This window comes from Exiguobacterium sp. BMC-KP, assembly GCF_001275385.1.
GTDB lineage: Bacteria > Bacillota > Bacilli > Exiguobacteriales > Exiguobacteriaceae > Exiguobacterium_A.
The window spans coordinates 1,414,303-1,437,054 of sequence record NZ_LGIW01000015.1 but is presented as its reverse complement, the minus strand read 5'-3'; the positions used below and the strand labels follow the sequence as shown (position 1 = coordinate 1,437,054).

Here is a 22,752-nt window from a genome sequence, read left to right as displayed (position 1 = left end):
ATAAAAAGGAGCGTGACAAAAATGGCAGAAAAGCAATACTACATGACGCTTGAAGGTAAAGCGAACATTGAAAATGAATTGAATGAATTGAAGTCAGTCCGCCGGAAAGAAGTTGTCGAGAACATTAAGATCGCCCGTTCGTTCGGTGACCTTTCAGAGAACGCAGAATATGATTCGGCAAAAGAAGAACAAGCAATGGTCGAAGGTCGAATTGCTCAACTTGAAGAGATGCTTCGTAACGTTGCGATCATCTCAGAAGAAGAGAAGGACATCTCGGTCGTCGGTATCGGAACGACAGTAACATTCTTGAGTGTCGAAGATAATGAAGAAGATACGTATACAATCGTTGGTAGTGCGGAAGCAGATCCATTTACAGGAAAAATCTCGAACGAATCACCAATTGCGAAGAGCTTAATGGGACATCAAGTCGGAGATCAAGTCTCTGTTCCAGCACCAGGCGGCGAGTACGCAGTAAAAATTACATCGATTAAATAAAGAAGTCAGGAGCCGGAGCAATCCGGCTTTCTGTTTGATGGAGGAATGCAATATGCCAATCGCAATCATCGGCGCAATGGAAGAAGAAGTCAACTTATTGCGTAACGAATTGTCGGAACGTAAAGATACAGTCATCGCGAACTATCATTTTTATGAAGGTCTTTTGAATAGTGTTCCCGTCGTTATCTTAAAATCAGGGATCGGAAAAGTAAATGCTGCAATCGGTACGACACTTTTACTTGATCACTATAAGCCAAGTGCTGTCATCAATACGGGATCAGCTGGCGGATTTAAAGATGGTTTAACAATCGGGGACGTCGTCGTCTCAACGGAAGTGCGCCACCATGACGTCGACGTGACAGCATTTGGATACGAATATGGACAGGTACCTGGAATGCCAGCTGCCTATCAAGCAGATCCGAAGCTCGTTGCAACAGCAGAAGCTGTCATCGAGCGCATGGATGCGATTCGTGTCGTTCACGGATTGATTGCAACAGGTGATTCATTCATCCATGATTCAGAGCGTTCTGCTCAAATCAAAGCACATTTCCCAGAAGTTGCAGCCGTTGAGATGGAAGCAGCACCAATTGCACAAGTATGTCATCAGTTTGGTGTACCATTCGTCGTAACACGCTCGATTTCTGATAGCGCAAATGAAGAAGCGTCACTCTCGTTTGATGAATTCCTCGAGATTGCGTCAATCAATTCCGCAAAAATGGTCATGGAAGTCGTTCGAACGTTAGCAGAGTAAGGTGAAAGGGAGGACGTGGGAGACCAAGTCCTTCCTTTTTTCTTTGACAAAAGCGAATTAACGCTTTATATTAGTACCAGATACTAATAATAAAAGGGGATGCCTTATGAAGATCGGGATTGTAGGATTAGGAACGTCTTTGCCGTCACGTCGCGTGACGAATGATGAATTAGCAACGACGCTCGATACGAGTGATGAATGGATTCGGACACGGACAGGGATTGGTGCACGACGAATCGCAGCCGATGATGTCGATGTAACAGATTTAGCGACGGAAGCTGCACAGAAAGCGCTTGATGATGCTGGTTTAACAGTTGAGGATATCGGATTGATCGTTGTTGGAACGGCAACAGGACGTGCCTTTCCTTCTACAGCCTGTATCGTTCAAGAGCGTCTTGGGGCACGAGGAGCGACAGCTTTCGATATCAGTGCGGCATGTAGTGGGTTCATCTTTGCACTACAAACAGCTGCTAGCATGTTAGCGACAGTTGAAGGCAAACATGCGCTTGTCATCGGTGCTGAAAAAATGTCGAGTATCGTTGACTGGTCAGACCGATCCACAGCAATTTTATTCGGAGATGGTGCAGGAGCAGTTGTCATTGGACCAACCGAACAGGCTGGATTGAATGCCTTTGAACTCGGAACCGATGGACGCGGAGCACATCTATTGTTTAAAGATATCGATGGACCGATTGAGATGAACGGTCGCGAAGTCTTTAAGTTCGCCGTTCGCAAATTACCGGAAATCGTTGAGAAAGTCATTCAAAAAGCAGATAGTACGCTTGAAGATGTTGATATTTTAATTCCGCATCAGGCGAACCTACGCATTATTGATGCAGCGTGCGAACGACTGCATATACCGCAAGAAAAAGTCATCGTCACGATCGATGAGCATGCGAATACATCCGCTGCTTCGATCCCACTCGCACTCGAAGAAGCACGTCAGCAAGGGCGTCTGACGCCAGGTACGAAGCTTGTACTTGCTGGGTTTGGTGCCGGATTGACATGGGGAGCAGCATACATTACTTGGACTAAAGGAGAGAACACATAAGATGATGAGAAAACGCGTTGTAGTCACAGGAATCGGAGCACTGACACCAATTGGGAATGATGCCAATACATTTTGGGAAGCACTGAAAGAAGGAACGAACGGAATTCGTCCGATGGAACGTCTTGATATCGATGAATATCCGACGAAGGTTACAGGAGAATTGCAAAACTTTGATGTCACAGAGTTCATCGAGGCAAAAGAAGCGCGTAAGATGGATCGATTCGTTCATTACTCACTCGTTGCAAGTATGGAAGCTGTTCAAGACGCTGGAATTGACATCAAGTCAATTGCTGAACGTACAGGTGTCTGGATTGGATCAGGAATCGGTGGCGTTGAGACGATCGAAAAACAAGCAAAAATCTACTTTGAGCGTGGACATCGTCGTGTCAGTCCATTTTTCATTCCAATGATGATCCCGAACATGGCAAGCGGTCAGGTATCGATCTATACCGGAGCCAAGGGACCGAATAACTGTTCTGTTACAGCATGTGCTTCAGGAACGAATGCAATCGGAGAAGCACTCCGTGTCATCGAGCGTGGCGATGCGGATGTCATGATTGCTGGTGGAGCAGAAGCGCCGATTACGAACTTAGCATTCGCTGGTTTTTGTGCGAACAAAGCGATGTCGACGAATCATGATCCTGAGACGGCAAGTCGTCCATTTGATGAAGGACGTGACGGATTCGTCATGGGAGAAGGCGCAGGTATCTTGATTCTTGAGGAATACGAGCATGCAGTAGCACGTGGTGCGAAAATCTATGCGGAAGTCAGTGGGTATGGGTTAACAGCGGATGCCTACCACATTACAGCTCCAGATCCAGATGGTGACGGTGGAGCACGTGCGATGGCAATGGCAATCCAAGATGCTGGTATTGCCCCTGAAGCGGTTGGATACATCAATGCGCACGGAACGAGTACACCGATGAACGATGTCTTGGAAACGAAAGCGATTCACAGTGTCTTCGGTGAACAGGCAAAACAACTCGTCGTTAACTCGACGAAATCGATGATCGGTCACTTACTTGGTGGCGCAGGTGGTGTCGAGGCGATTGCAACAATTAAATCGTTACAAGAACAAACGGTTCACCCGACGATTCATCTGAAACAGCCAAGCGAAGGTTGTGACCTCGACTACGTGACAGAAGGTGCACGTAACGTCGAAATCAATTATGCGCTCAGTAACTCACTCGGATTTGGCGGACACAACGCATCACTCGTCTTCAAACGTTACGAAGCTTAAGCTCAAGCGATTCCCTTGAAAAATCCAGGGGGTCGCTTTTTTGTTAGATTTCTGATTCAATAGAGAAATGCGTGTCTGACGCAGAAAGGAGTCGTTTATGACTAACATTACAAAAAAAACATCAATCATAGTACTGGTCCTATTTTTATTGATTGGGCTCAGTGGTACACTCATATATCGTCTATCATCGTCTCAAAAAGCTAAAACAGATCAGAAAACACAGGCCATGAAGGTTGAATTAATTGAATCATCACTCCCGAAGACATCCGATATTGCGTTAGCAACGGATAGCCGTTCTCAGACGTTATTAGCACAACTGTATGAAGGATTGTATGTATTTACTTCTGGAACATCTGTCCGCAGAGGACTAGCACAAGATATGTCGGTTTCAAAAGATCGTTTGACTTATACGATTCAACTCAAACAAACGAAAAATGCACTGGGTCAGCGAGTTACGGCGCAAGACTTTGTCGATAGTTTCCGACGTGTCGCTGCCAATAAAACAAATTCTCCATATGGTTTCTTATTTGAAGTATTTGAAAATGGACGTGCCGTCAATGACGGGAAAATGAAACCAGAGCGCCTAGGGGTCAAGGCACAAGAGAATGACCGACTCATCATCACATTGAATCAGCCAGTTTCGAATCTAAAGGAGTTACTGGCGATGTCCGTTTTTTACCCACAACCGGAATCTAAAAAGTGGCAAGAACTCACTGGTAATGGCGCATTTATATTAAAAGAGATGTCTAAAAGCGGATATACACTCAAGAAAAATGATCAATATCATCAGCAAAGCGTCGTCACAGTAGGCGAGGTTAAAAGTCGGATTATTTCTGATCATCAGACGCAATGGAGTACGTATGAAAACAGTAAAGCGGCAATTCTCCCGTTACAAGAGAGTGTCGAGACACAAGAAGATCAAGTCTCTCGACCAACGTATCAAAAAAAACGGAGCGGTGTCTTTTATATCGCATTTAATCAAAAAAATGAAGCCTTTCGCGAAAAGACTCTCCGAAAGCGGATTGCGCAAGCGTTGATGGAGAAAGAATCGGTTCAACTTCCTTTAGGATATGCAGGTATTCCAACCAATCGATTCGTTGTCACAGATACGAACGGATTGATGACAGAACCGATACAAGTAAAACAAGAAAAAACCAAGAAACAGAAAAAACAACGAATCGAGATGCTTAATTTCGAGGATCCACAGGCAAAGAGGATTGGTCATCAACTCGAGACATATCTTGAGAAACAGTTGTCCGATATTGATATCGTCCTTAAACCAGTTGCGATTGAAGAGAAACTAGATAAAGAACAGTCAGCGCAGTATGCGATGACGTTAACGGGATGGATGCCAGATTATCCAGGTCCGCTTGCCTATTTAAACCAGTTCGTCTCAGATAATCCGTTGAATTCCGTCAATTATCGCTCAGAGACATACGATCAAATGATTGAAAAAGCACGACAGACACGTGATGTGAACAAGAAGCAAGCAATATATCACCAAGCTGAAAGACAATTAACGATACAAGATGCTGTCATCGTTCCTTTGTATCAGACAACTGAAAAATTATATGTTTCTGATACGATTCAAGGAATTGAAGTGCCAATTTATGGACCAGAATACCTACTTCGAGCTCTGAAAGTTCTTAAATAAACGCCTAATTGGGACCGTTTTTTCAGATGGTCCCAGTCTTTTTTGAAAAAATATTTAGAAAAATCGGATAAAAGGTTTGCAAAATTATCAGAACATTGTAAACTATTTGTAACGAAGGGTTTGATTCGAATATAGTAATTCTTTTTTTTTCGGTCAAAAACCTGACATTATCATGTTTTTAGAATTTTAGGGGGGTCATCGTAACATGAAAAAGAAAAGCTTTGCTCTAGCTACATCAGTAGCTCTCGTATCAAGTGCGTTCCTCGCAGCTTGTTCGACGACAGATTCAGGCGACAAATCGGGCGACACAGATTCAAGTAAAAAATCAAGTGAACAAACGCTTAACTTGATTGAGTCAGCTGATATTCCTACACTGAACCCGACGACTTCTACGGATTCAGTCTCATTCAACGTGTTGAACAACACGATGGAAGGTCTATACCGTCTTGATGACAAGCAGCAACCAACACCAGGTATTGCTGAAAGCCACGAAGTATCGGAAGACAAATTAACATACACGTTCAAATTGCGTGATGCGAAATGGTCTGATGGTACACCGCTCACGGCTAAAGATTTCGAATATGCATGGAAAGAAGTTCTTAATCCAGAGAACGCTTCACAGTATGCATACGTCTTCTACAACATCGAAGGTGCAGAAGAATACAACACGAAAAAAGGCGATCGTGATGCTGTCGGCGTTAAAGCAATCGATGACAAAACGTTCGAAGTTAAATTAAAAGCACCTGCGGACTACTTCCTCGGATTAACTGGATTCGGACCATTCATGCCGAAATCAGAAGAACTTTCGAAGAAAATCGGGAAAGATTTCGGTTCGACTGCAGATAAATCGCTTTACAACGGACCATTCAAATTAACAGAATGGACACGTGAGCAAGGCTGGAAGATGGTCAAAAACGATAACTACTGGGATAAAGATGCGGTCAAACTTAAAACGATCAACGTTAAGGTTGTTAAAGAGACAGCGACAGGTGTTAACCTTTACGAAAAAGGTGACATCGACCGTACAGGTCTAACTTCTGAGTTCGTTGCCCAGTACAAAGATAATAAAGACTTCAAAACAAAAGGTGAATCAACAATCTTCTACCTTTACCTCAACACGAAGGTAAAAGCGCTGGATAACGAAAAAATCCGTCGTGCCATCGACATGGGTTACAACAAAAAAGGAATCACGGATGTTATCCTTGCAAATGGATCGCTTCCAGCAAACTATCTTGTACCAAAAGATTTCGCGAAAGATGCTGACGGAAAAGACTTCCGTGAAAAGTATCCAACATTCAACGAATACAATGCAGATGAAGCGAAAAAACTCTGGGAAGAGGGCTTAAAAGAAATTGGTCAAAAATCGGTTGAACTTGAGCTCTTGAACTACGATAGCGATGATTCGAAGAAAATCGGTGAGTTCTTAAAAGGTGAACTTGAGAAAAACCTTCCAGGTATGAAGGTTACGATCAAGCAGCAACCGTTCAAAAACAAACTCGATCTTGAGAACAAAGGTGAATTCGAGTTCTCAGTAGCGGGCTGGGGTCCTGACTATCAAGATCCAATGACGTTCCTCGATCTCTTCGTCACTGGCGGACCATACAACCGTGGTAAATGGTCAAATGAAGAGTACGATAAACTCATCAAAGATGCAAAAACGCAAACAGATGCAGCAAAACGTTGGTCTGAATTGCAAGAAGCTGAGAAAATTCTTCTTGATTCAGCAGCGATTTCACCTGTTTATCAGCGTGGACGCGCATTCCTCGTTAAACCATACGTCAAAGGAATCGTCGAACATAACTTCGGCGCAGACTTCTCATACAAATGGGCTTCGATCGAAGGAAAATAAGCAAAGAAAACTGCTTCCGATAAAATCGGAAGCAGTTTTTTGTTTGCAAAAACACAAAAGACCGGAACATTCCGATCTTTTTTGCGTAGAATTTATTTTTTTACTTTGGCACGTTTTCGTTGTAAGCCCATGGCTTTTTCGATTTTTGCTAGTTTTTTTGCAGCGACTGCTTCAGCACGATCCCGTCCAGCGTCGAGAATTTGATCGAGCTCTTCTGAATCAATCAATTCATAATAACGCTGTTGAATCGGTTCGAGTTCTGTAATGATGGCTTCTGCGACATCTGCTTTAAATGTTCCATAGTTCGAACCTTCGTATTTTGCTTCGAGATCTGAAATCGAGATACCTGCGAGTAGAGAGTAAATCTCGAGTAAATTTGACACACCTGGTTTGTTTTCTCGGTCGAATTTTACGATACCTTCAGAGTCCGTGACAGCTGATTTTACTTTTTTACGAATGACATCTGGTGCATCAAGCATCGAGATGAAGCCTTTTGGATTCTGATCAGATTTTGACATTTTCTTATCTGGAGTTGTCAAACTCATGATTCGAGCACCGGATTCAGCGATGATCGGTTCTGGTAATGTGAACGTCTCATAATAACGACTATTGAAACGTTGAGCGAGATCACGCGTTAACTCAATGTGTTGTTTTTGATCATCTCCAACAGGAACGAGTTCCGCATCATAAAGTAAGATATCGGCTGCCATGAGTGTTGGATAAACAAACAAACCTGCACCAATCCGATCTTTTCCTTGTGATTTATCTTTATACTGTGTCATACGCTCAAGCTCACCCATCCCGGAAAGACAAGTCAACATCCAGCCGAGTTGCGCATGCGCTTTGACTTCAGATTGAACGAAGATCGTTGATTTTTCTGGATTCAAACCACTTGCGATGTAAAGAGCTGCGAGTGCGCGTGTATTGTTCATCAGTTCTACGCGATCGATATCAACCGTGATCGAGTGCAAGTCAACGACACAATAATACGCATTATGACCGTCTTGTAAGTTAACGAAGTGTTTCATAGCACCTAAGTAGTTTCCAAGTGTTACTGTTCCCGTTGGTTTGATACCTGAGAAAATCGTTTTCATAATGAAATCCCTCCAAATAATAAAATCAAAATAAAAAACGTCCCTTGAAAATCAAGGGACGATTCATCGCGTTGCCACCCAAGTTGCTATTTAATATAGCCGCTCAATTTGCTATAATGGGCAACCCCATCTGACTCTACTTGATTCGAATCAGCCACTCGAAAGTCCATTCACGTAGGCATCACCTGTCCATTTCCAGCACCATGGACTCTCTGAAAGGGATGTACCTAAGTTACTACTCTTTGTCGTCATGTTTTCTTGTTTAGTTAGCTTGATTTTACCATACCATAGAGAACACGTCACGTTGATTTCGGTTAAAAGTAAGAGATGATCAGCGAGACGATGATGAAGATAATCCCGCTAGAAACATAGGGTTTCGTTCGGGCAGAAGCACGATTTTGTTGTTTACGAAGGACTTCTTCCTCTTCTTCATCATCTTCATAGTAATCGCCATCGATTTCTCGAAGTTTCGCTTCCCGTTGTTTTTTAAAGCCAGCTGTCATGCCGCGAAAGAAACCGTTAGCAGACATGTTCGAGAAGAATCCTACCGCAATTAACAAGAATCCTGCTATGAACAAACCGCCAGACAGATGATACAAGATACCGTGTGTCGAATCCGTCATGGTTGCCCAAATCGTGTAAAGCAGAACAAGAATGACCGCGATGATGATCGGTCGGAAATACGTCGATCGCATGAAAATCCCCCTTTGATGCATTGATACCCTTAGTATACGAAACTTTTTCTCTTGTTACGAATCGGTAACAAAGGAATAATGCAAAATAGCAAATAGTATGACTATTCACTTGACGTTAATGCTATTCTCACATAAAATCAATTTATCACTTCGTTTAGGTTTTTGAAACTAGGTCAATGGATTTTGGGGAATACATTGCAGTTTCGACGGGACGTTATTGATGTCATAGGCATTATGGCAACTTGGAAATTGAAAAGGAGATGACTTACCGATGAAGAAAAAAACAGTCGGTCTTGCTTTATCCGTCATGCTTGCAGGAAGCGCTGTGCTTGCTGGATGTTCGACAGGTGGAGGAGATAGTGATTCAGGTTCGAAAGACGGAAAGAAAAATTTGCGTTTGACGGATACATCGGATATCACGACAGTTGACCCAGCAAAAGCAACGGATGCTGTCGCGTTCAACATGATCGGGAACACGATGGAAGGTCTTTATCGTTTAGATAAAGACGGAAAAGCGATTCCAGCACTTGCAGAAAAAACAGATATTTCAAGTGACAATTTAACGTATACGTTCACACTTCGTGATTCGAAATGGTCTGATGGTACGCCAGTCAAGGCACAAGATTTCGAATTTGCTTGGAAACGTGCAGCTGATCCGAAAACAGGTTCTGGTTACTCGTACATCTTTGACACGTTAAAAAACGGCTCTGATGTGACAAAAGGTAAAAAATCTGTTGACGAACTCGGTGTTAAAGCAATCGATGACAAAACGCTAGAAGTAAAACTTGAGCGTCCAGCTCCTTACTTCCTTTCACTGACATCATTCGGTACGTATACACCAATTAGCGAAGATTTCTACAAAAAGAATGAAAAAGACTTCTCGCTTCAACCAGATAAATTGCTTTATAACGGTCCTTTTGTTTGGGAATCTTGGAAAACGGATTCAAAACGTGTTCTAAAAAAGAACGACAACTATTGGGATAAAGATGCCGTCAAATTAGACGAAGTTACGATCAGTGTCGTTAAGGATACGTCAACAGTAGCGAATCTTTACGATTCAAATGAGATTGATTATGCAGCTCTGACTTCAGAGCAAGTTGAAGCTTATAAATCTAAGCCTGAATTCAAAACAGCTCTTCGTTCTTCGATCGCTTATTTGAAATTCAACAATGAAGATGCAACGATGAAGAACGTCAATGCACGTAAAGCTATTGCTCGTGCCATCGATCCAAAAGGAATCACGGATACGCTTCTTGCGAACGGATCGATTCCAACAACAAGCTTCATTCCAAAAGAATTTGTTAAAGATGCATCAGGTAAAGATTATACGAGCGACATCAACTGGTTCGATCGTGATGCTAAAGAAGCAGCAGATCTTTGGAAAAAAGCAAATGGTAACAAAAAAACAACGATTGAATTGCTCTCATTCGATAGTGAAGATGCGAAAAAAATCGGTGAGTATATGAAAGGTCAAATTGAGAAGAATCTTCCAAACGTCACAGTTGCCATCAAGCAACAGCCGTTCAAGAACAAACTCGATCTTGAAGCAAAAGGGGACTACCAAATCTCTTACTCACTCTGGGGTCCAGACTACCAAGATCCAATGTCTAACCTCTCTATCTTCGAATCAACAAACAGCCAAAACGACGTCAAGTATAAATCATCTGCCTATGATAAATTGTTGAACGCTGCAAATGAAGAGTCGGATTTAACAAAACGTCTTGAACTCTTCAAACAAGCGGAAGCACAATTGATCGAAAAAGATCAAGCGATCGCACCAATTTATCAATCTGGTTCTGCATACTTGAGCCGTCCGACGGTTAAAGATTTCAACCGTCAGTTGTTCGGAGCAGATTTCCAATACAAATACGTTGATATTAAGTAATCGAGAATGGGAGCGTCCCCTGATCAGTTCGGGTACGCTCCTGTTTTATACTACTTTTTATGAATGGAAACTCATTTTTATAGGAAATGTGAAATTTTCGTAAAAAAGTGGTTCTAATTACTTTGTTAGCAAAGTATAATGAAATCAAACGAAAAATTCTGACTATTGGATGAAATTAGAAAAACATCCAAGCGAACATCAAATCAATGCACAATAAAAAAGAATTTTTAAATTTTTATGACAAAATTCTTGAATGTTCCGACAATTGTGGGTCATACTGATTTTATTGATGTTTCGAAAAAAACAGAAAATCTTTATAGGGGGTGCCATCTTATGGGCCGTTATTTAGCTCAACGCCTGGTTTACGGCGTACTGACGTTTTTACTCATCGCTTCGTTCACTTTCTTCCTGATGGATCTGCTACCAGGTTCACCGTTCCAAAACCAGGAGAAACTTTCTCCTGAACAGTTGAATATCCTTCGGGATAAGTACAACTTGAATGATCCACTACCACAACGCTATGCAGCGTATATGGTTAACTTGTTCCAAGGGGATCTCGGTATTTCGTTTAAATATGATAGCCGCCCGGTGACGGATTTGATTTCTGAACGAATCGGACCATCGGCTCAGTTAGGAATTCAAGCATTAGTACTTGGAGTACTTTTAGGACTCGTCCTAGGTGTTATTGCGGCACTTCGTCACAACACAGTGGTCGATTACGGTGCGATGTTCGTATCGGTTATCGGAATTTCGGTACCGTCCTTCGTGTTCGCCTCACTCCTTCAATACTATGTTGGCGTGAAATGGGGCGTTTTGCCAGTCGCGTTCTGGGAAAGCCCGGCGCATACTATCTTGCCGACCGTATCGTTATCACTTGGGGTTACGGCCTCGATTGCTCGATTCGTCCGAACCGAGATGCTAGAAGTAACGAACCAAGATTATGTCACGTTAGCTAAAGCAAAAGGCCTAGATGGTCAGTCGATTACTTGGAAACACATGGTTCGAAACGCCTTGATTCCGGCAATCACGATTCTTGGACCAATGACAGCCGCATTAATTACGGGAACACTCGTCATTGAAAAAATCTTCGCTGTACCTGGTCTTGGTGAGCTATTCGTATCATCAATCACAACAAACGACTACACAGTTATCATGGGTACGACGTTGTTCTTCTCAGCAGTCTTCATTCTCATGATTTTGATCGTCGATTTGCTGTATGGTGTCGTTGATCCACGGATTCGTTTGGGGGGTAACAAATAATGGCTGAACAAAATTCAAATGCAAAAGCAGAACAGTTTGATTCATCACTGTTCCAACATGTTGAGTTCAATGAACAGGCAGGAGAGCGTCTTGCCGGTAAAAGTTTAAACTTCTGGCAAGATGCTTGGATGCGTCTACGTAAGAACAAAGCGGCAATTCTTTCTCTTGCTGTCATCGTCATCATCGCAATCATGTCATTGGTCGGACCAGCGTTATCTGGTAATGACCCTTATACCCAAACAATCACGCAAGCTAAACTTCCACCTAAAGTTACGGGATTAGAGTGGGCTGGTTTTGACGGTATGGCGACACTTGGTGAGACACCGATTGATTTCTACAAACAAAAACAAGTGACAGAGAACTTCTGGTTCGGAACGGACCATCTCGGTCGTGATCTTTGGTCACGTGTCTGGGAAGGAACGAAGATTTCGTTATTCATCGGTTTGATGGCAGCGCTCATTGACGTTCTCGTTGGTGTCACATACGGCGGAATTTCTGCTTATTATGGTGGACGTGTCGATAACATCATGCAACGGATCGCTGAAATTTTAACAGGTGTACCGAACTTGATTTTGATTATCTTGTTCATCTTGATTCTTGAACCAGGGATTACGACGATCATCCTTGCGATGACGATTACCGGTTGGATTGGGATGAGTCGACTTGTACGTGGTCAAATTCTGAAACTAAAGAACCAAGAGTTTGTTCTCGCAGCACGGACACTTGGTGCTTCTAGCGCACGATTGATCTTCAAACATTTGATTCCAAATACTTTGGGAACGATCATTATCTCACTCATGTTCACAATTCCTGGGGCAATCTTCTTCGAAGCATTCTTAAGCTTCATCGGTTTAGGACTTGCACCACCACAACCGTCACTCGGTACATTGATCAACGAAGGGTACAAGGAATTAAAAACGTTCCCTTACTTGCTCGTTGTCCCATCGACGGTCATCGTACTCCTCATGGTCAGCTTCAATATGTTGGCAGATGGACTGCGTGATGCGTTTGACCCACGTTTACGACGCTAACGGAAACTAGAGAGGAGCTCATTCACAATGGAAACTATTTTATCTGTTCGCGACCTGAATGTCGCTTTCCATACGTATGCCGGGACGGTTCAAGCCGTCCGCGGTGTATCGTTTGATTTAAAAAAAGGTGAAACACTCGCAATCGTTGGTGAGTCCGGTTCTGGTAAATCGGTTACTTCAAAAGCCATCATGCGTTTGATTCCAAACCCACCAGGTGAAATCACTCAAGGTGAGATTTTATTCGAAGGCCGCGACTTGGTTAAGCTTTCCGATAAAGAAATGCAAAAAGTTCGCGGTCGTGATATCGCAATGATCTTCCAGGATCCAATGACATCACTTAACCCGACGATGACGATTTTTAAACAGATCGCTGAAGGGCTAAAACGTCACCAAGGATTGACTGGCGATGCAGCGAAAAAACGTACACTTGAACTTTTAACACTCGTAGGGATTCCGAATCCAGAAGCGCGTCTTAAACAATATCCACACCAATTATCGGGTGGGATGCGTCAGCGGATCGTCATCGCGATTGCACTTGCTTGTAACCCGAAAGTATTGATTGCTGATGAACCGACGACTGCACTCGATGTTACGATTCAAGCTCAAATTCTTGAATTATTGAAAGATATTCAGCAAAAAACGGGTACAGCGATTATTTTCATTACGCACGACTTAGGTGTTGTAGCGAATATGGCTGACCGGGTAGCCGTTATGTATGCTGGTAAATTGATTGAAAAAGGTACGGTAGATGAGATCTTCTACGAGCCACGTCATCCATATACTTGGGGACTACTTGGTTCGATGCCGCGTCCATCTGATGACCGTTCGCAAGATCTTCCGGCGATTCCGGGAACTCCACCGAACCTTATGCATCCACCGGTCGGTGATGCGTTTGCACCGCGTAACAAATACGCGATGAAAATTGATTTTGAGAAGGAACCACCTTTCTTCAAGATCTCAGATACACACGAAGCTGCGACGTGGTTGCTTCATCCACAAGCACCATATGTTGAACCACCTGCAGCAATCCGCGACTTGGCATTAAAATACCGTCCGGACAGCGTGTTCTCAAAATCGCTTCTGAAAGGCGGTCTGAAGTAATGGAAAACCGTAAGAAACTACTTGAAGTAAAAAACTTAAAGCAACATTTCAATATTGGTCGTGGTCGTGTCGTTAAGGCGGTCGATGGTCTCTCATTCGATATCTATGAAGGAGAAGTGCTTGGTCTCGTAGGCGAGTCAGGCTGTGGTAAATCAACAACTGGTCGTTCGATCATCGGTTTGTATGATGCGACAGATGGCGAAGTCAACTTCAAAGGTGAAAACGTCCACGCGAAAAAATCGCGTAAGGAAAAGTTGAAGTTCAACCGTGCGATGCAAATGATCTTCCAAGATCCGTATGCTTCTTTAAACCCACGGATGACAGTCGGAGATATCATTGCTGAAGGAATTGATATCCACGGTCTAGCGAAATCGAAAGAGGAGCGGAATAACCGTGTGTATGATTTGCTTGAAACGGTTGGTTTGACAAAGGAACACGCGAGCCGTTACCCACACGAATTCTCAGGTGGTCAGCGTCAACGGATCGGTATCGCACGTGCACTTGCTGTAGAACCGGATTTCATCATCGCAGATGAGCCGATTTCAGCACTTGACGTATCGATTCAAGCCCAAGTCGTCAACTTGATGAAAAAACTGCAACGTGATCGCAGTTTGACATACTTGTTCATCGCCCACGATTTATCGATGGTCAAGTATATCTCAGACCGGATTGGTGTTATGTACCAAGGTCACCTCGTTGAATTGTGTGACGCGGATCGTCTATATGAGAATCCAGTTCATGCGTATACGAAGTCGCTTTTATCTGCGATCCCGCTTCCGGATCCAGAGCACGAGCGGACACGTAAACGGATTATCTTTGATCGTCCAACGAGCGGACCCGTTGGGAAATCGGATGAAGATTCGAGTATCCCGCCGCTTCGCGAAATCGAACCAGGTCACTTTGTTTCGATGACTGATGCAGAACTTGAAGCATATCAAGCGCAACTCGTATAATCGTTAAAGCAAAAAAGGCATTTCCACGTTGATCGTGGAAATGCCTTTTAATTTTCTGATGCAATTCGTGGGAGATGAGCAAATCGGTGAACGACTGAATCAATTGCGTCAAGACGACGGATGGCTTCGTCGAAGTCGATTTTTTCATAATGGTGTAATCCGCCTGGTTGTTCTTCTAGTGTATCCGCATCGTGAACAAGTTGTTGAAGCGGTGTCCGGTTGATTGCACCTGGTGGGAGATAAGAATCCGTATGCAAGAGTACAGCAAGTGCGATTTCCTTTGCACGTGCTGGTTCTTCGCCAAGGCGAATCAAAAGTTTATGGGCACGTTCAGCCCCTTTAATGGCATGAATATCATTTTGACGATAGAGATCGTAATTCCAAGTGCCATCGGTATACCATTCGTAATGACCGATATCATGGAGGAGTGCTGCTTTCGTAGCAGTGTCAGCATCTAAGCCCCGTTTCGTAGCGAGAGTCAGTGCACGTTCTGCTACTGAAATCGCATGATTCAAGCCAGAACGGGATAAATATTTTTGAGCGATCGGATGATCGAGAATAGTAACGAGTGTTAATGCCATGAATGAAAAACTCCTTCCTGAGAGTAGATATTTCTATACACTCTACAGAAAATTGAAAGAAATTGCAACTGTTATTCCTCCATCAATCGACAATCTCACATATTTAATTGCTTAAAGTAGGAATAGAATTTTAAGATACGTGGTATACTTACTAATGTAGAAGATGATTTATTCGCTTTCGTATGGTTGTTAGTTCTGTTTCGGGCCGATTGGGGTGTCGGAATATGAAAGAACGTGATAAGAAGAAAAAGCTGAAGAAACGCCTTTTGCGGGATATTTTAGAGAAAAAACTGAAAGAAATGAAACTTCCTAAAGCAAAAGAGACGATTTCTCAGCCATTTGATCACACGCCAGCTTGTTAAAGCCACGTGGTGGCTTTAACAAGCTTTTTTACGAAAAGTTCTTTCATCTTTATAAAAAAGCTAGGTTTTCTGCTTTATTAGATGTAAACTGTCAAGTAATAGAACCATCATCAATATTTGCTTATGCACATAGATATTGAATGATGTTAAATCAGGGGGAGGATGTTTTTCAATGGTAACACTCTATACTTCACCAAGTTGTACTTCTTGTCGGAAAGCACGCGCGTGGCTTGAAGAACATGAAATCCCGTTCGTTGAACGTAATATTTTTTCAGAACCTTTATCGCTCGATGAAATCAAACAGATTCTTCGTATGACGGAAGATGGAACGGATGAGATCATCTCAACTCGTTCAAAAGTCTTCTCGAAACTCGATGTTTCAGTTGAAAACTTATCGTTGCAGCACCTATACGATTTGATTCAAGAATACCCAGGATTATTACGTCGTCCAATTTTGATTGATGAGAAGCGTCTTCAAGTTGGATATAACGAGGATGAAATCCGCCGATTCTTACCACGCAAGGTGCGTACGTTCCAACTTTTGGAAGCGCAGCGTCTTGTAAACGAGTAATTTTAAAAAGCACGCTGCTTCGTGAGCAGTGTGCTTTTTGTTACCGATAAAAAAGGTTAAAATAAAGATAACAAAGGAATAGAAATATATCCTTGGGATTTAGATAGTATGAATCCAAGTCATATCCTCGTTCGTATTCTAGATAAGGAACGGGAAGAAAGGAGTGGACAGATTGAAAATCGAACGCGTCAATGACAATACGGTAAAGTTCTTCATCACGTACACCGACATCGAACGCCGTGGTTTTGCCCGAGATGAAATTTGGTATAACCGGGAACGGGGAGAACAGTTATTCTGGCAGATGATGGACGAAGCGAATGAAAAAGAGTCCATCTCCTTCGAAGGTCCACTATGGATACAAGTGCAAGCTTTTGAAAAAGGTCTTGAAGTCACTGTGACGATCGCAAAAAATGCAGTTGATGGTGAGCAAGTCGATGAAGACGAACTCGATTCACTTTTACGATCAGCGATGTCTGAGACAGAAGATAAAGATACAGAGCTAAGCCAAGATGTTTTATTTGAAACTCGCGATTTCGAACATATCATCGCGCTCAGTCAATATGCGAATGCTCCTGTGTTTGCAGAACTTGAAACAGCGCTTTATCAAAAAGATGGACTCTATTTACTGCATGTTCATTTCGAAGATGATGTGAACGGAGAAGCACAAGAAAACGTCATGAGTTTAATTGCAGAGTATCTTCAATTCAGTGAACAAACAATACATCCTGTTGCTGAATACGGGAAACAAATCATTACCTCGGATGTCTTTCCATTCATTCGGAAACATTTTCCGAACTGAGGTCAGAAAAAGTGCGAATAAAAGGAGGATCACATTTTGTGATACCTCCTTTTATTCTGATATTAAGTGAGGGTATAGCCACCATCTACAACGAGTGCTTGCCCATTAATATAGCTCGCTTTATTAGATAGTAAGAAGCAAACGACCTCTGCAATCTCAGAAGGTTGCGCAGGCTCGCCACGAAGGTGGTGTTTCATTGCTAGGTCAAATTTATCTTTCCCGCCATATAACGCGTGACTAAGCGCTGTATCGACTGGTCCTGGGCAAATGGCGTTAAATCTGTACTTCCCATGAAATCGTGCTGCATATGTCTTCGTAAGCGTCAGTAGAGCGCTCTTAGACGATGCATAAGGCAATAGCATTGCTGGGAACTTAACGTGACCTACGATGGCACTATTGTTGACGATGGAAGCACCTTTTGAGAAGCGTTTCGTTGCTAACTGGATGATTCGTTCGGGAGAGTGATAATTGACTTGGAATACTTCTTTTTGCTGATCGGAGACGCGTTCGGGTGCAACGGGTTTTCCAAAGGTACCAGCATTGTTGAAAATCCCATCGATTTCAGGGAAATCCTCTTGTGTTTCTTCAAAGAACGCATCGATTGCAGAGGAATCCGCTAAGTCGACAGGGAAGAAATATAAACGTCCTTCTCCGCTTGATTCGAGTGAGGATCCTTTTTCCTTATTACGACCAATTGCAAGGACGGTGTGTCCCTCCCGAATGAGCTGAAGGGAAGTTGCTTCACCAATTCCACTTGTTGCACCAGTAATGATATACGTACCCATTTAAACGCTTCCTTTCTGTCATCAGTCTAAATACGATTTGTACTACATACAAAAAAAGGAGGGGGATTCATGCTACGACGTGTACAACTTCTCATGACCCTCATCTTGACCATCGGCTTGATCGCCTTTTTATCCTACTATTGGAGCGTTTATATGGTAGGTTGGCTGTCCATCGTCATCATCTTGGTCGTCATGAGCGTGTTCGTCATCATTTTACTTGAAAATCGAAACCCGGAACGAACACTCGTCTGGGCACTCGTCATGATGGCACTGCCTGTCGTTGGCGTTTTCGTGTATTTCACGTTCGGCCAGAACTACCGTCGAAAACGAATGTTTCGGTTAAAAGCCATGCTTGATGAAGAGTCTTACATTAAATATCGTACCCAGTTTAAGACAGAGGTACACCAATCAGTGTTCCAAGAAGGACGTTACGGAAAAGTTGTTACACTTATCGATTCGATCAGTCGACTACCAATTTCGTATAATACACATACACGCATCTTGACGAATGGGCAGGAGAAGTTTCCGATTCTTTTAGAGGAAATCCGCCAAGCACAACATCATATTCATTTGGAATATTACATCGTACGAGATGATCAACTCGCACTTCAGTTACAAGAAGCATTGATTGAAAAGGCCAAGCAAGGAATTGAGGTTCGCTTTCTCTATGATGCTGTCGGTTGTTTTTCGACAGATAAGCATTATTTCAAGAAGCTACAAGAGGCTGGTGTAGAGGTTCGAGCATTTTTCCCAGTCGTGTTACCTTTCATTTCGAGTAAATCGAACTACCGGAATCATCGAAAGATCGTCGTTATCGATGGGACAGTTGCTTTTACAGGCGGGATTAACATTGGGGATGAATACATCGGTCGCAATCAACATTTTGGGTTTTGGCGCGATACCCATCTTCTTGTTCGAGGAGAAGCTGTCTCTGAACTCCAACTGATTTTTCTCCAAGATTGGTACTACATGACAGGGGAACGACTTTTTACGCCGTTTTATATGGAGTCACTGGAGAATGTCGAAGAAGCAACTGGAGGTGTACAGATCATTGCGAGTGGACCTGATGAACCGCACGAGGCAATGAAGTCGCTTTACTTCGGACTTATTACGGAAGCACGTGAGTCCGTCTATATCGCTTCCCCGTACCTCATACCTGACGAAGACCTTATGACAGCGCTGAAGACCGCTGCTATGGCAGGGATTGATGTTCGTATTTTACTCCCGAGCTTTCCGGATCATAAAATCGTTTTCTATGCGAGTCGCTCTTATTTTGATGATCTACTGCAAGCTGGTGTAAAAATTTATGAGTACAATAAGGGCTTCATGCATTCTAAAGTCATCGTCGTTGACGACGCCATCGCAACGATCGGAACTGCGAACATGGATTTACGCAGTTTTCATTTGAATTTCGAAGTGAACGCTTTTTTGTACGGAACAAACTCTGTTCATGAATTAACGCGTGATTTTTATGAAGATTTTAGCCATTCGACAGAAGTTGATGCTGATTTGTTCCATCGTCGTCCATTACGTCGTCGTTTAATTGAATCGATTTCGCGCTTATTCTCGCCTTTACTTTAGTAAAAAGGGGAACGATGCTGATGTTCGAAGCTATTGATGACTCTGGTAAACGCATCATGATTCATAGATTTTCGATCCATGACTTGAAAGCCATGTCCTTACGGTGTCCGTATTGCCTGAAGCTGTTGCGCGTCAGGCAAGGACGGCGACCGCATTTTGCGCATATCTCAGCTTGTTCAGGAGAGAGTAGATTGCATATATCTTGGAAACAGCGGATTGCAGACTCCTTGATGACCGCAGGCATTCAAGTTGAAACTGAATGGATAACGGGACAACGTCGCTTTGATCTATGGCTCCCAGAAAAGCAACTTGGTATTGAAATTCAGTGCTCGCCGATGTCGGCAGATGAATGGATGAGACGAGCAAAACTTGATGCGAAACAAGAACGGACAGTTCGTTGGATCGGGTTTCATCCTTCACAAGGTGTCACGATTCGATTGCAAGGATGGATGAGACAAGCATTCCTACAAAATGAATATTTGGATCTGATTGTCGAGAATCAAATTCGACGATTCCGACATCCGATTCCTTTTGCGAAGCATCATGTCTATTGTACGGTTCAATCACTTTCTTTATCTGACTTTCTTTCAACTGAACTACCTTCATTTCCTCGGAAATTTTCAATGGCTCGATGGCAAGGAATCGTTCACCGCTATCGTCAGCGACCTTTTCATACCTCTTTACCTCCGCGTATTCTAAGACTTCCACTTTATCAAGCAGGTTTTCATCTGCAGAACCTACCATCTTTTGTCTTTCTTCCCATCACCCACTTGTTATCTATTCCAGTCCATCCTTTTGAGTTTCAAATCGCAGTCTTTTTAAGGCTAAAAGGGAGATACACGTCGATCCATCTGGAACATGCAATCCATCATCTGCTACAACAATTGAACCTTTCGATTGAAAGACCTGTGATGGATTCACTCATCAAGGAATGGATGGAGCGGATTGAGGAGACGAATAGGCTGTTCTAGCAGGAGCACTTCAATTGTTTGTCGAAAAGAAAACAAGTATAACTGAATTAAAGGAGTGAGGCAAATGGCAGAAGTATTAACACGTCAAGATGTTGACGTTACAGAAACGTGGAACCTAGAATCGATTTACGCATCAAACGAAGTATGGGAAGAAGAATTCGAATCGGTGAAAGCAATGCTCCCATTACTCGTCGAGTATAAGGGACGTCTTGGTCAGAGTGCGGAAACGCTATATGAAGGGTTACAGCTACGAGATGAAGTCTCTAGACGTCTTTATAAGCTCTATACATACGCGCACATGCGTTATGACGAAAATACAGCGGATAGTTTCTACCAAGCCATGAATGACCGTGCTCGGACGCTAGCATCGCAAATCGGAGCAACACTTGCTTTCATGACACCAGAATTGTTGGCTGTACCTGAAGCGACGATTGAGACATATCTCAATGAGAATACGGATCTCGCGATGTATCGTCATGCATTTGATGAGTTGAATCAAGAGCGCGAACACGTGCTGACAGAAGCGGAAGAAGCGATTCTTGCGAAAGCAGGAGAAGTACTCGGTCAATCGGGTACGACGTTCGGTATGCTGAATAATGCAGATTTGACATTCCCGAAAATCAAAGGTGAGGACGGGGAAGAGACAGAATTGACACATGGTCGCTTCATCACATTCCTTGAGTCGTCTGACCGTTCTGTTCGGGAAGCCGCATTTAAAGCGATGTACGGAACGTATGCGAAGTATACGAATACACTTGCTTCGACACTTGCAGGATCAGTCAAGAAGGATAACTTCTATGCAGATGTTCGGAAGTTCCCGTCGGCACGTGCAGCCGCATTACATGGTAATGCGATTCCTGAATCCGTCTATGATGGATTAGTTGAAGCGGTACATGAGCATTTACCGTTACTTCATCGCTACGTAGCTTTACGTAAACGGGTACTCGGACTCGACGAATTACACATGTATGATATGTATACACCGCTCGTTTCTGAAGTTGAAATGAAAGTCTCTTATGAGGAAGCGAAACAATTGATGGTCGAAGGGCTCGCGCCGCTTGGAGCAGAATATAAACATATTCTCGAAGAAGGATTGTCTGAGCGCTGGGTCGATGTTCGAGAAACGCGTGGTAAACGTAGTGGGGCTTACTCTTCTGGTGCTTATGATACACAACCATTCATTTTAATGAACTGGCAAGATAACATCAATAACCTCTTTACGCTCGCACATGAATTCGGACATTCGGTTCATAGCTACTACACGCGGAAATCACAACCATACCCATACGGTGACTATTCAATTTTCGTCGCAGAAGTTGCTTCAACGACGAATGAAGCGCTGTTGAATGATTATCTATTGAAAAAAGTGACGGATCGTAAAGAAAAACTTTATCTGTTGAACAATCAACTTGAAACATTCCGTGGAACATTGTTCCGACAAACAATGTTCGCTGAGTTCGAACATGCAATTCATGATGCTGCGCGTCTTGGACAATCGTTGACACCAGAATTCTTGACGTCGACGTATTATGCCTTGAATCAAAAATACTTCGGGGAAGAGATTGTATTAGACGAAGAGATTGGTTTGGAGTGGGCTCGAATTCCACACTTCTATTACAATTACTATGTCTATCAGTATGCAACAGGCATTTCAGCGGCTGCTGCATTGACGGATCAAATCCTAGAAGAAGGACAACCGGCTGTAGAGCGTTACATCAATAATTTCTTAAAAGCAGGATCAAGCGATTATCCAATCGAAGTGCTAAAAGCTGCTGGTGTTGATATGACAACAAAAGCACCAGTCGAAGCAGCACTTCGTCAATTTGAACGCGTCCTAGATGAATTCGAAGCTTTGTTGGCAGAGTGACATCTTTGTGACAAAGTGAACAAATGGTGGAAAAGAGTATAGTCTCACGATATACTTATATTGTGAAGAGGGTCACATTCCCCAGTCGATTCTCTTTTTCCCCCATCCAATGATCAAAAGAAAAAGTCCTTTTCGTCATGAAGGACTTTTTCTTTTTCTATGAGTGAGTATAAAAA

At 43.0% G+C, this 22,752-nt stretch carries 21 protein-coding genes and 1 other annotated feature; of the genes, 17 read left to right on the top strand and 4 right to left on the bottom strand.

Translation table 11 applies throughout. From position 1 onward, the window contains the following. The first annotated feature begins 21 nt into the window (after positions 1 to 21). From greA to ADM98_RS13305, 6 genes are all read left to right on the top strand, one after another. Positions 22 to 495 carry a transcription elongation factor GreA gene (gene greA, locus ADM98_RS13330; protein ID WP_029342224.1) on the top strand — a complete coding sequence of 158 codons (474 nt, stop codon included), beginning with the start codon at positions 22 to 24 and terminating at the stop codon, positions 493 to 495. A gap of 52 nt (positions 496 to 547) precedes the next feature. Beyond that, a complete protein-coding gene (mtnN, locus tag ADM98_RS13325) occupies positions 548 to 1,246 on the top strand; it encodes a 5'-methylthioadenosine/S-adenosylhomocysteine nucleosidase (RefSeq protein ID WP_053453925.1) in 699 nt (232 codons plus the stop codon). Between the two features lie 106 nt (positions 1,247 to 1,352). Next, positions 1,353 to 2,297 carry a beta-ketoacyl-ACP synthase III gene (locus ADM98_RS13320; protein ID WP_053453924.1) on the top strand — a complete coding sequence of 315 codons (945 nt, stop codon included), beginning with the start codon at positions 1,353 to 1,355 and terminating at the stop codon, positions 2,295 to 2,297. Between the two features lies 1 nt (position 2,298). Further along, positions 2,299 to 3,537 (top strand): beta-ketoacyl-ACP synthase II, encoded by a 1,239-nt coding sequence (gene fabF / locus ADM98_RS13315; protein ID WP_053453923.1) that lies wholly within the window; start codon positions 2,299 to 2,301, stop codon positions 3,535 to 3,537. 97 nt (positions 3,538 to 3,634) lie between these two features. Then, the gene (locus tag ADM98_RS13310) at positions 3,635 to 5,191 is read left to right on the top strand and encodes a peptide ABC transporter substrate-binding protein (RefSeq protein WP_053453922.1); all 1,557 of its coding nucleotides are present in this window, start codon (positions 3,635 to 3,637) and stop codon (positions 5,189 to 5,191) included. A 205-nt stretch (positions 5,192 to 5,396) separates the two neighbouring features. Then, positions 5,397 to 7,040 carry a peptide ABC transporter substrate-binding protein gene (locus ADM98_RS13305; RefSeq protein WP_053453921.1) on the top strand — a complete coding sequence of 548 codons (1,644 nt, stop codon included), beginning with the start codon at positions 5,397 to 5,399 and terminating at the stop codon, positions 7,038 to 7,040. Positions 7,041 to 7,132: 92 nt separating this feature from the next. Here the strand turns inward: ADM98_RS13305 and trpS are convergent, their stop codons facing one another. Together trpS and ADM98_RS13295 are read right to left on the bottom strand one after the other, a co-directional pair. Beyond that, entirely contained in the window at positions 7,133 to 8,134 is a 1,002-nt protein-coding gene (gene trpS, locus ADM98_RS13300; RefSeq protein ID WP_053453920.1) for a tryptophan--tRNA ligase, read from the bottom strand. A gap of 51 nt (positions 8,135 to 8,185) precedes the next feature. Next, positions 8,186 to 8,392 (bottom strand) — a binding site (T-box leader). 56 nt (positions 8,393 to 8,448) lie between these two features. Continuing rightward, the gene (locus ADM98_RS13295) at positions 8,449 to 8,829 is read right to left on the bottom strand and encodes a DUF3899 domain-containing protein (protein ID WP_053453919.1); all 381 of its coding nucleotides are present in this window, start codon (positions 8,827 to 8,829) and stop codon (positions 8,449 to 8,451) included. A 271-nt stretch (positions 8,830 to 9,100) separates the two neighbouring features. On the opposite strand from ADM98_RS13295, the gene ADM98_RS13290 reads away from it, so the two are divergent. The 5 genes from ADM98_RS13290 (at position 9,101) to ADM98_RS13270 (ending at position 15,059) form a co-directional block, all read left to right on the top strand. Continuing rightward, a complete protein-coding gene (locus ADM98_RS13290; RefSeq protein ID WP_053453918.1) occupies positions 9,101 to 10,714 on the top strand; it encodes a peptide ABC transporter substrate-binding protein in 1,614 nt (537 codons plus the stop codon). 333 nt (positions 10,715 to 11,047) lie between these two features. Then, positions 11,048 to 11,974: an oligopeptide ABC transporter permease gene (gene opp3b / locus ADM98_RS13285; RefSeq protein WP_053453917.1), complete on the top strand. Its 927-nt coding sequence runs from the start codon at positions 11,048 to 11,050 to the stop codon at positions 11,972 to 11,974. Then, complete coding sequence (gene opp3C, locus ADM98_RS13280) at positions 11,974 to 13,005, top strand: oligopeptide ABC transporter permease (protein WP_053453916.1); 1,032 nt, start codon at positions 11,974 to 11,976, stop codon at positions 13,003 to 13,005. Before opp3b ends, opp3C begins: the two co-directional genes overlap by 1 nt. 27 nt (positions 13,006 to 13,032) lie before the next feature. Next, positions 13,033 to 14,106, top strand: coding sequence for an ABC transporter ATP-binding protein (locus ADM98_RS13275; RefSeq protein WP_053453915.1), 1,074 nt, complete (start codon positions 13,033 to 13,035; stop codon positions 14,104 to 14,106). Next, a complete protein-coding gene (locus tag ADM98_RS13270) occupies positions 14,106 to 15,059 on the top strand; it encodes an ABC transporter ATP-binding protein (protein ID WP_053453914.1) in 954 nt (317 codons plus the stop codon). The genes ADM98_RS13275 and ADM98_RS13270 overlap by 1 nt, the downstream gene beginning before the upstream one ends. Positions 15,060 to 15,106: 47 nt before the next feature. On the opposite strand, the gene ADM98_RS13265 is transcribed toward ADM98_RS13270, so the two are convergent. Next, entirely contained in the window at positions 15,107 to 15,640 is a 534-nt protein-coding gene (locus ADM98_RS13265; protein WP_053453913.1) for an HD domain-containing protein, read from the bottom strand. A gap of 224 nt (positions 15,641 to 15,864) precedes the next feature. Between ADM98_RS13265 and ADM98_RS17495 the strand changes: the two genes are divergently transcribed. The 3 genes from ADM98_RS17495 (at position 15,865) to mecA (ending at position 17,372) form a co-directional block, all read left to right on the top strand. Next, positions 15,865 to 16,002: a hypothetical protein gene (locus tag ADM98_RS17495; protein WP_023468890.1), complete on the top strand. Its 138-nt coding sequence runs from the start codon at positions 15,865 to 15,867 to the stop codon at positions 16,000 to 16,002. Positions 16,003 to 16,174: 172 nt separating this feature from the next. Beyond that, positions 16,175 to 16,573, top strand: a complete 399-nt coding sequence (gene spxA / locus ADM98_RS13260) for a transcriptional regulator SpxA (protein WP_012370920.1) — start codon at positions 16,175 to 16,177, stop codon at positions 16,571 to 16,573. A gap of 172 nt (positions 16,574 to 16,745) precedes the next feature. Beyond that, the gene (gene mecA / locus ADM98_RS13255) at positions 16,746 to 17,372 is read left to right on the top strand and encodes an adaptor protein MecA (RefSeq protein ID WP_053453912.1); all 627 of its coding nucleotides are present in this window, start codon (positions 16,746 to 16,748) and stop codon (positions 17,370 to 17,372) included. 62 nt (positions 17,373 to 17,434) lie between these two features. On the opposite strand, the gene ADM98_RS13250 is transcribed toward mecA, so the two are convergent. Further along, entirely contained in the window at positions 17,435 to 18,157 is a 723-nt protein-coding gene (locus tag ADM98_RS13250; RefSeq protein ID WP_053453911.1) for an SDR family NAD(P)-dependent oxidoreductase, read from the bottom strand. A gap of 69 nt (positions 18,158 to 18,226) precedes the next feature. On the opposite strand from ADM98_RS13250, the gene cls reads away from it, so the two are divergent. The 3 genes from cls to pepF all read left to right on the top strand — a co-directional run bounded on the left by cls (position 18,227) and on the right by pepF (position 22,576). Next, a complete protein-coding gene (cls, locus tag ADM98_RS13245) occupies positions 18,227 to 19,738 on the top strand; it encodes a cardiolipin synthase (protein ID WP_053453910.1) in 1,512 nt (503 codons plus the stop codon). 20 nt (positions 19,739 to 19,758) lie between these two features. Next, the gene (locus ADM98_RS13240) at positions 19,759 to 20,709 is read left to right on the top strand and encodes a competence protein CoiA family protein (RefSeq protein WP_160315948.1); all 951 of its coding nucleotides are present in this window, start codon (positions 19,759 to 19,761) and stop codon (positions 20,707 to 20,709) included. A 64-nt stretch (positions 20,710 to 20,773) separates the two neighbouring features. Then, positions 20,774 to 22,576: an oligoendopeptidase F gene (pepF, locus tag ADM98_RS13235; RefSeq protein ID WP_053453908.1), complete on the top strand. Its 1,803-nt coding sequence runs from the start codon at positions 20,774 to 20,776 to the stop codon at positions 22,574 to 22,576. Positions 22,577 to 22,752: the final 176 nt, after the last annotated feature.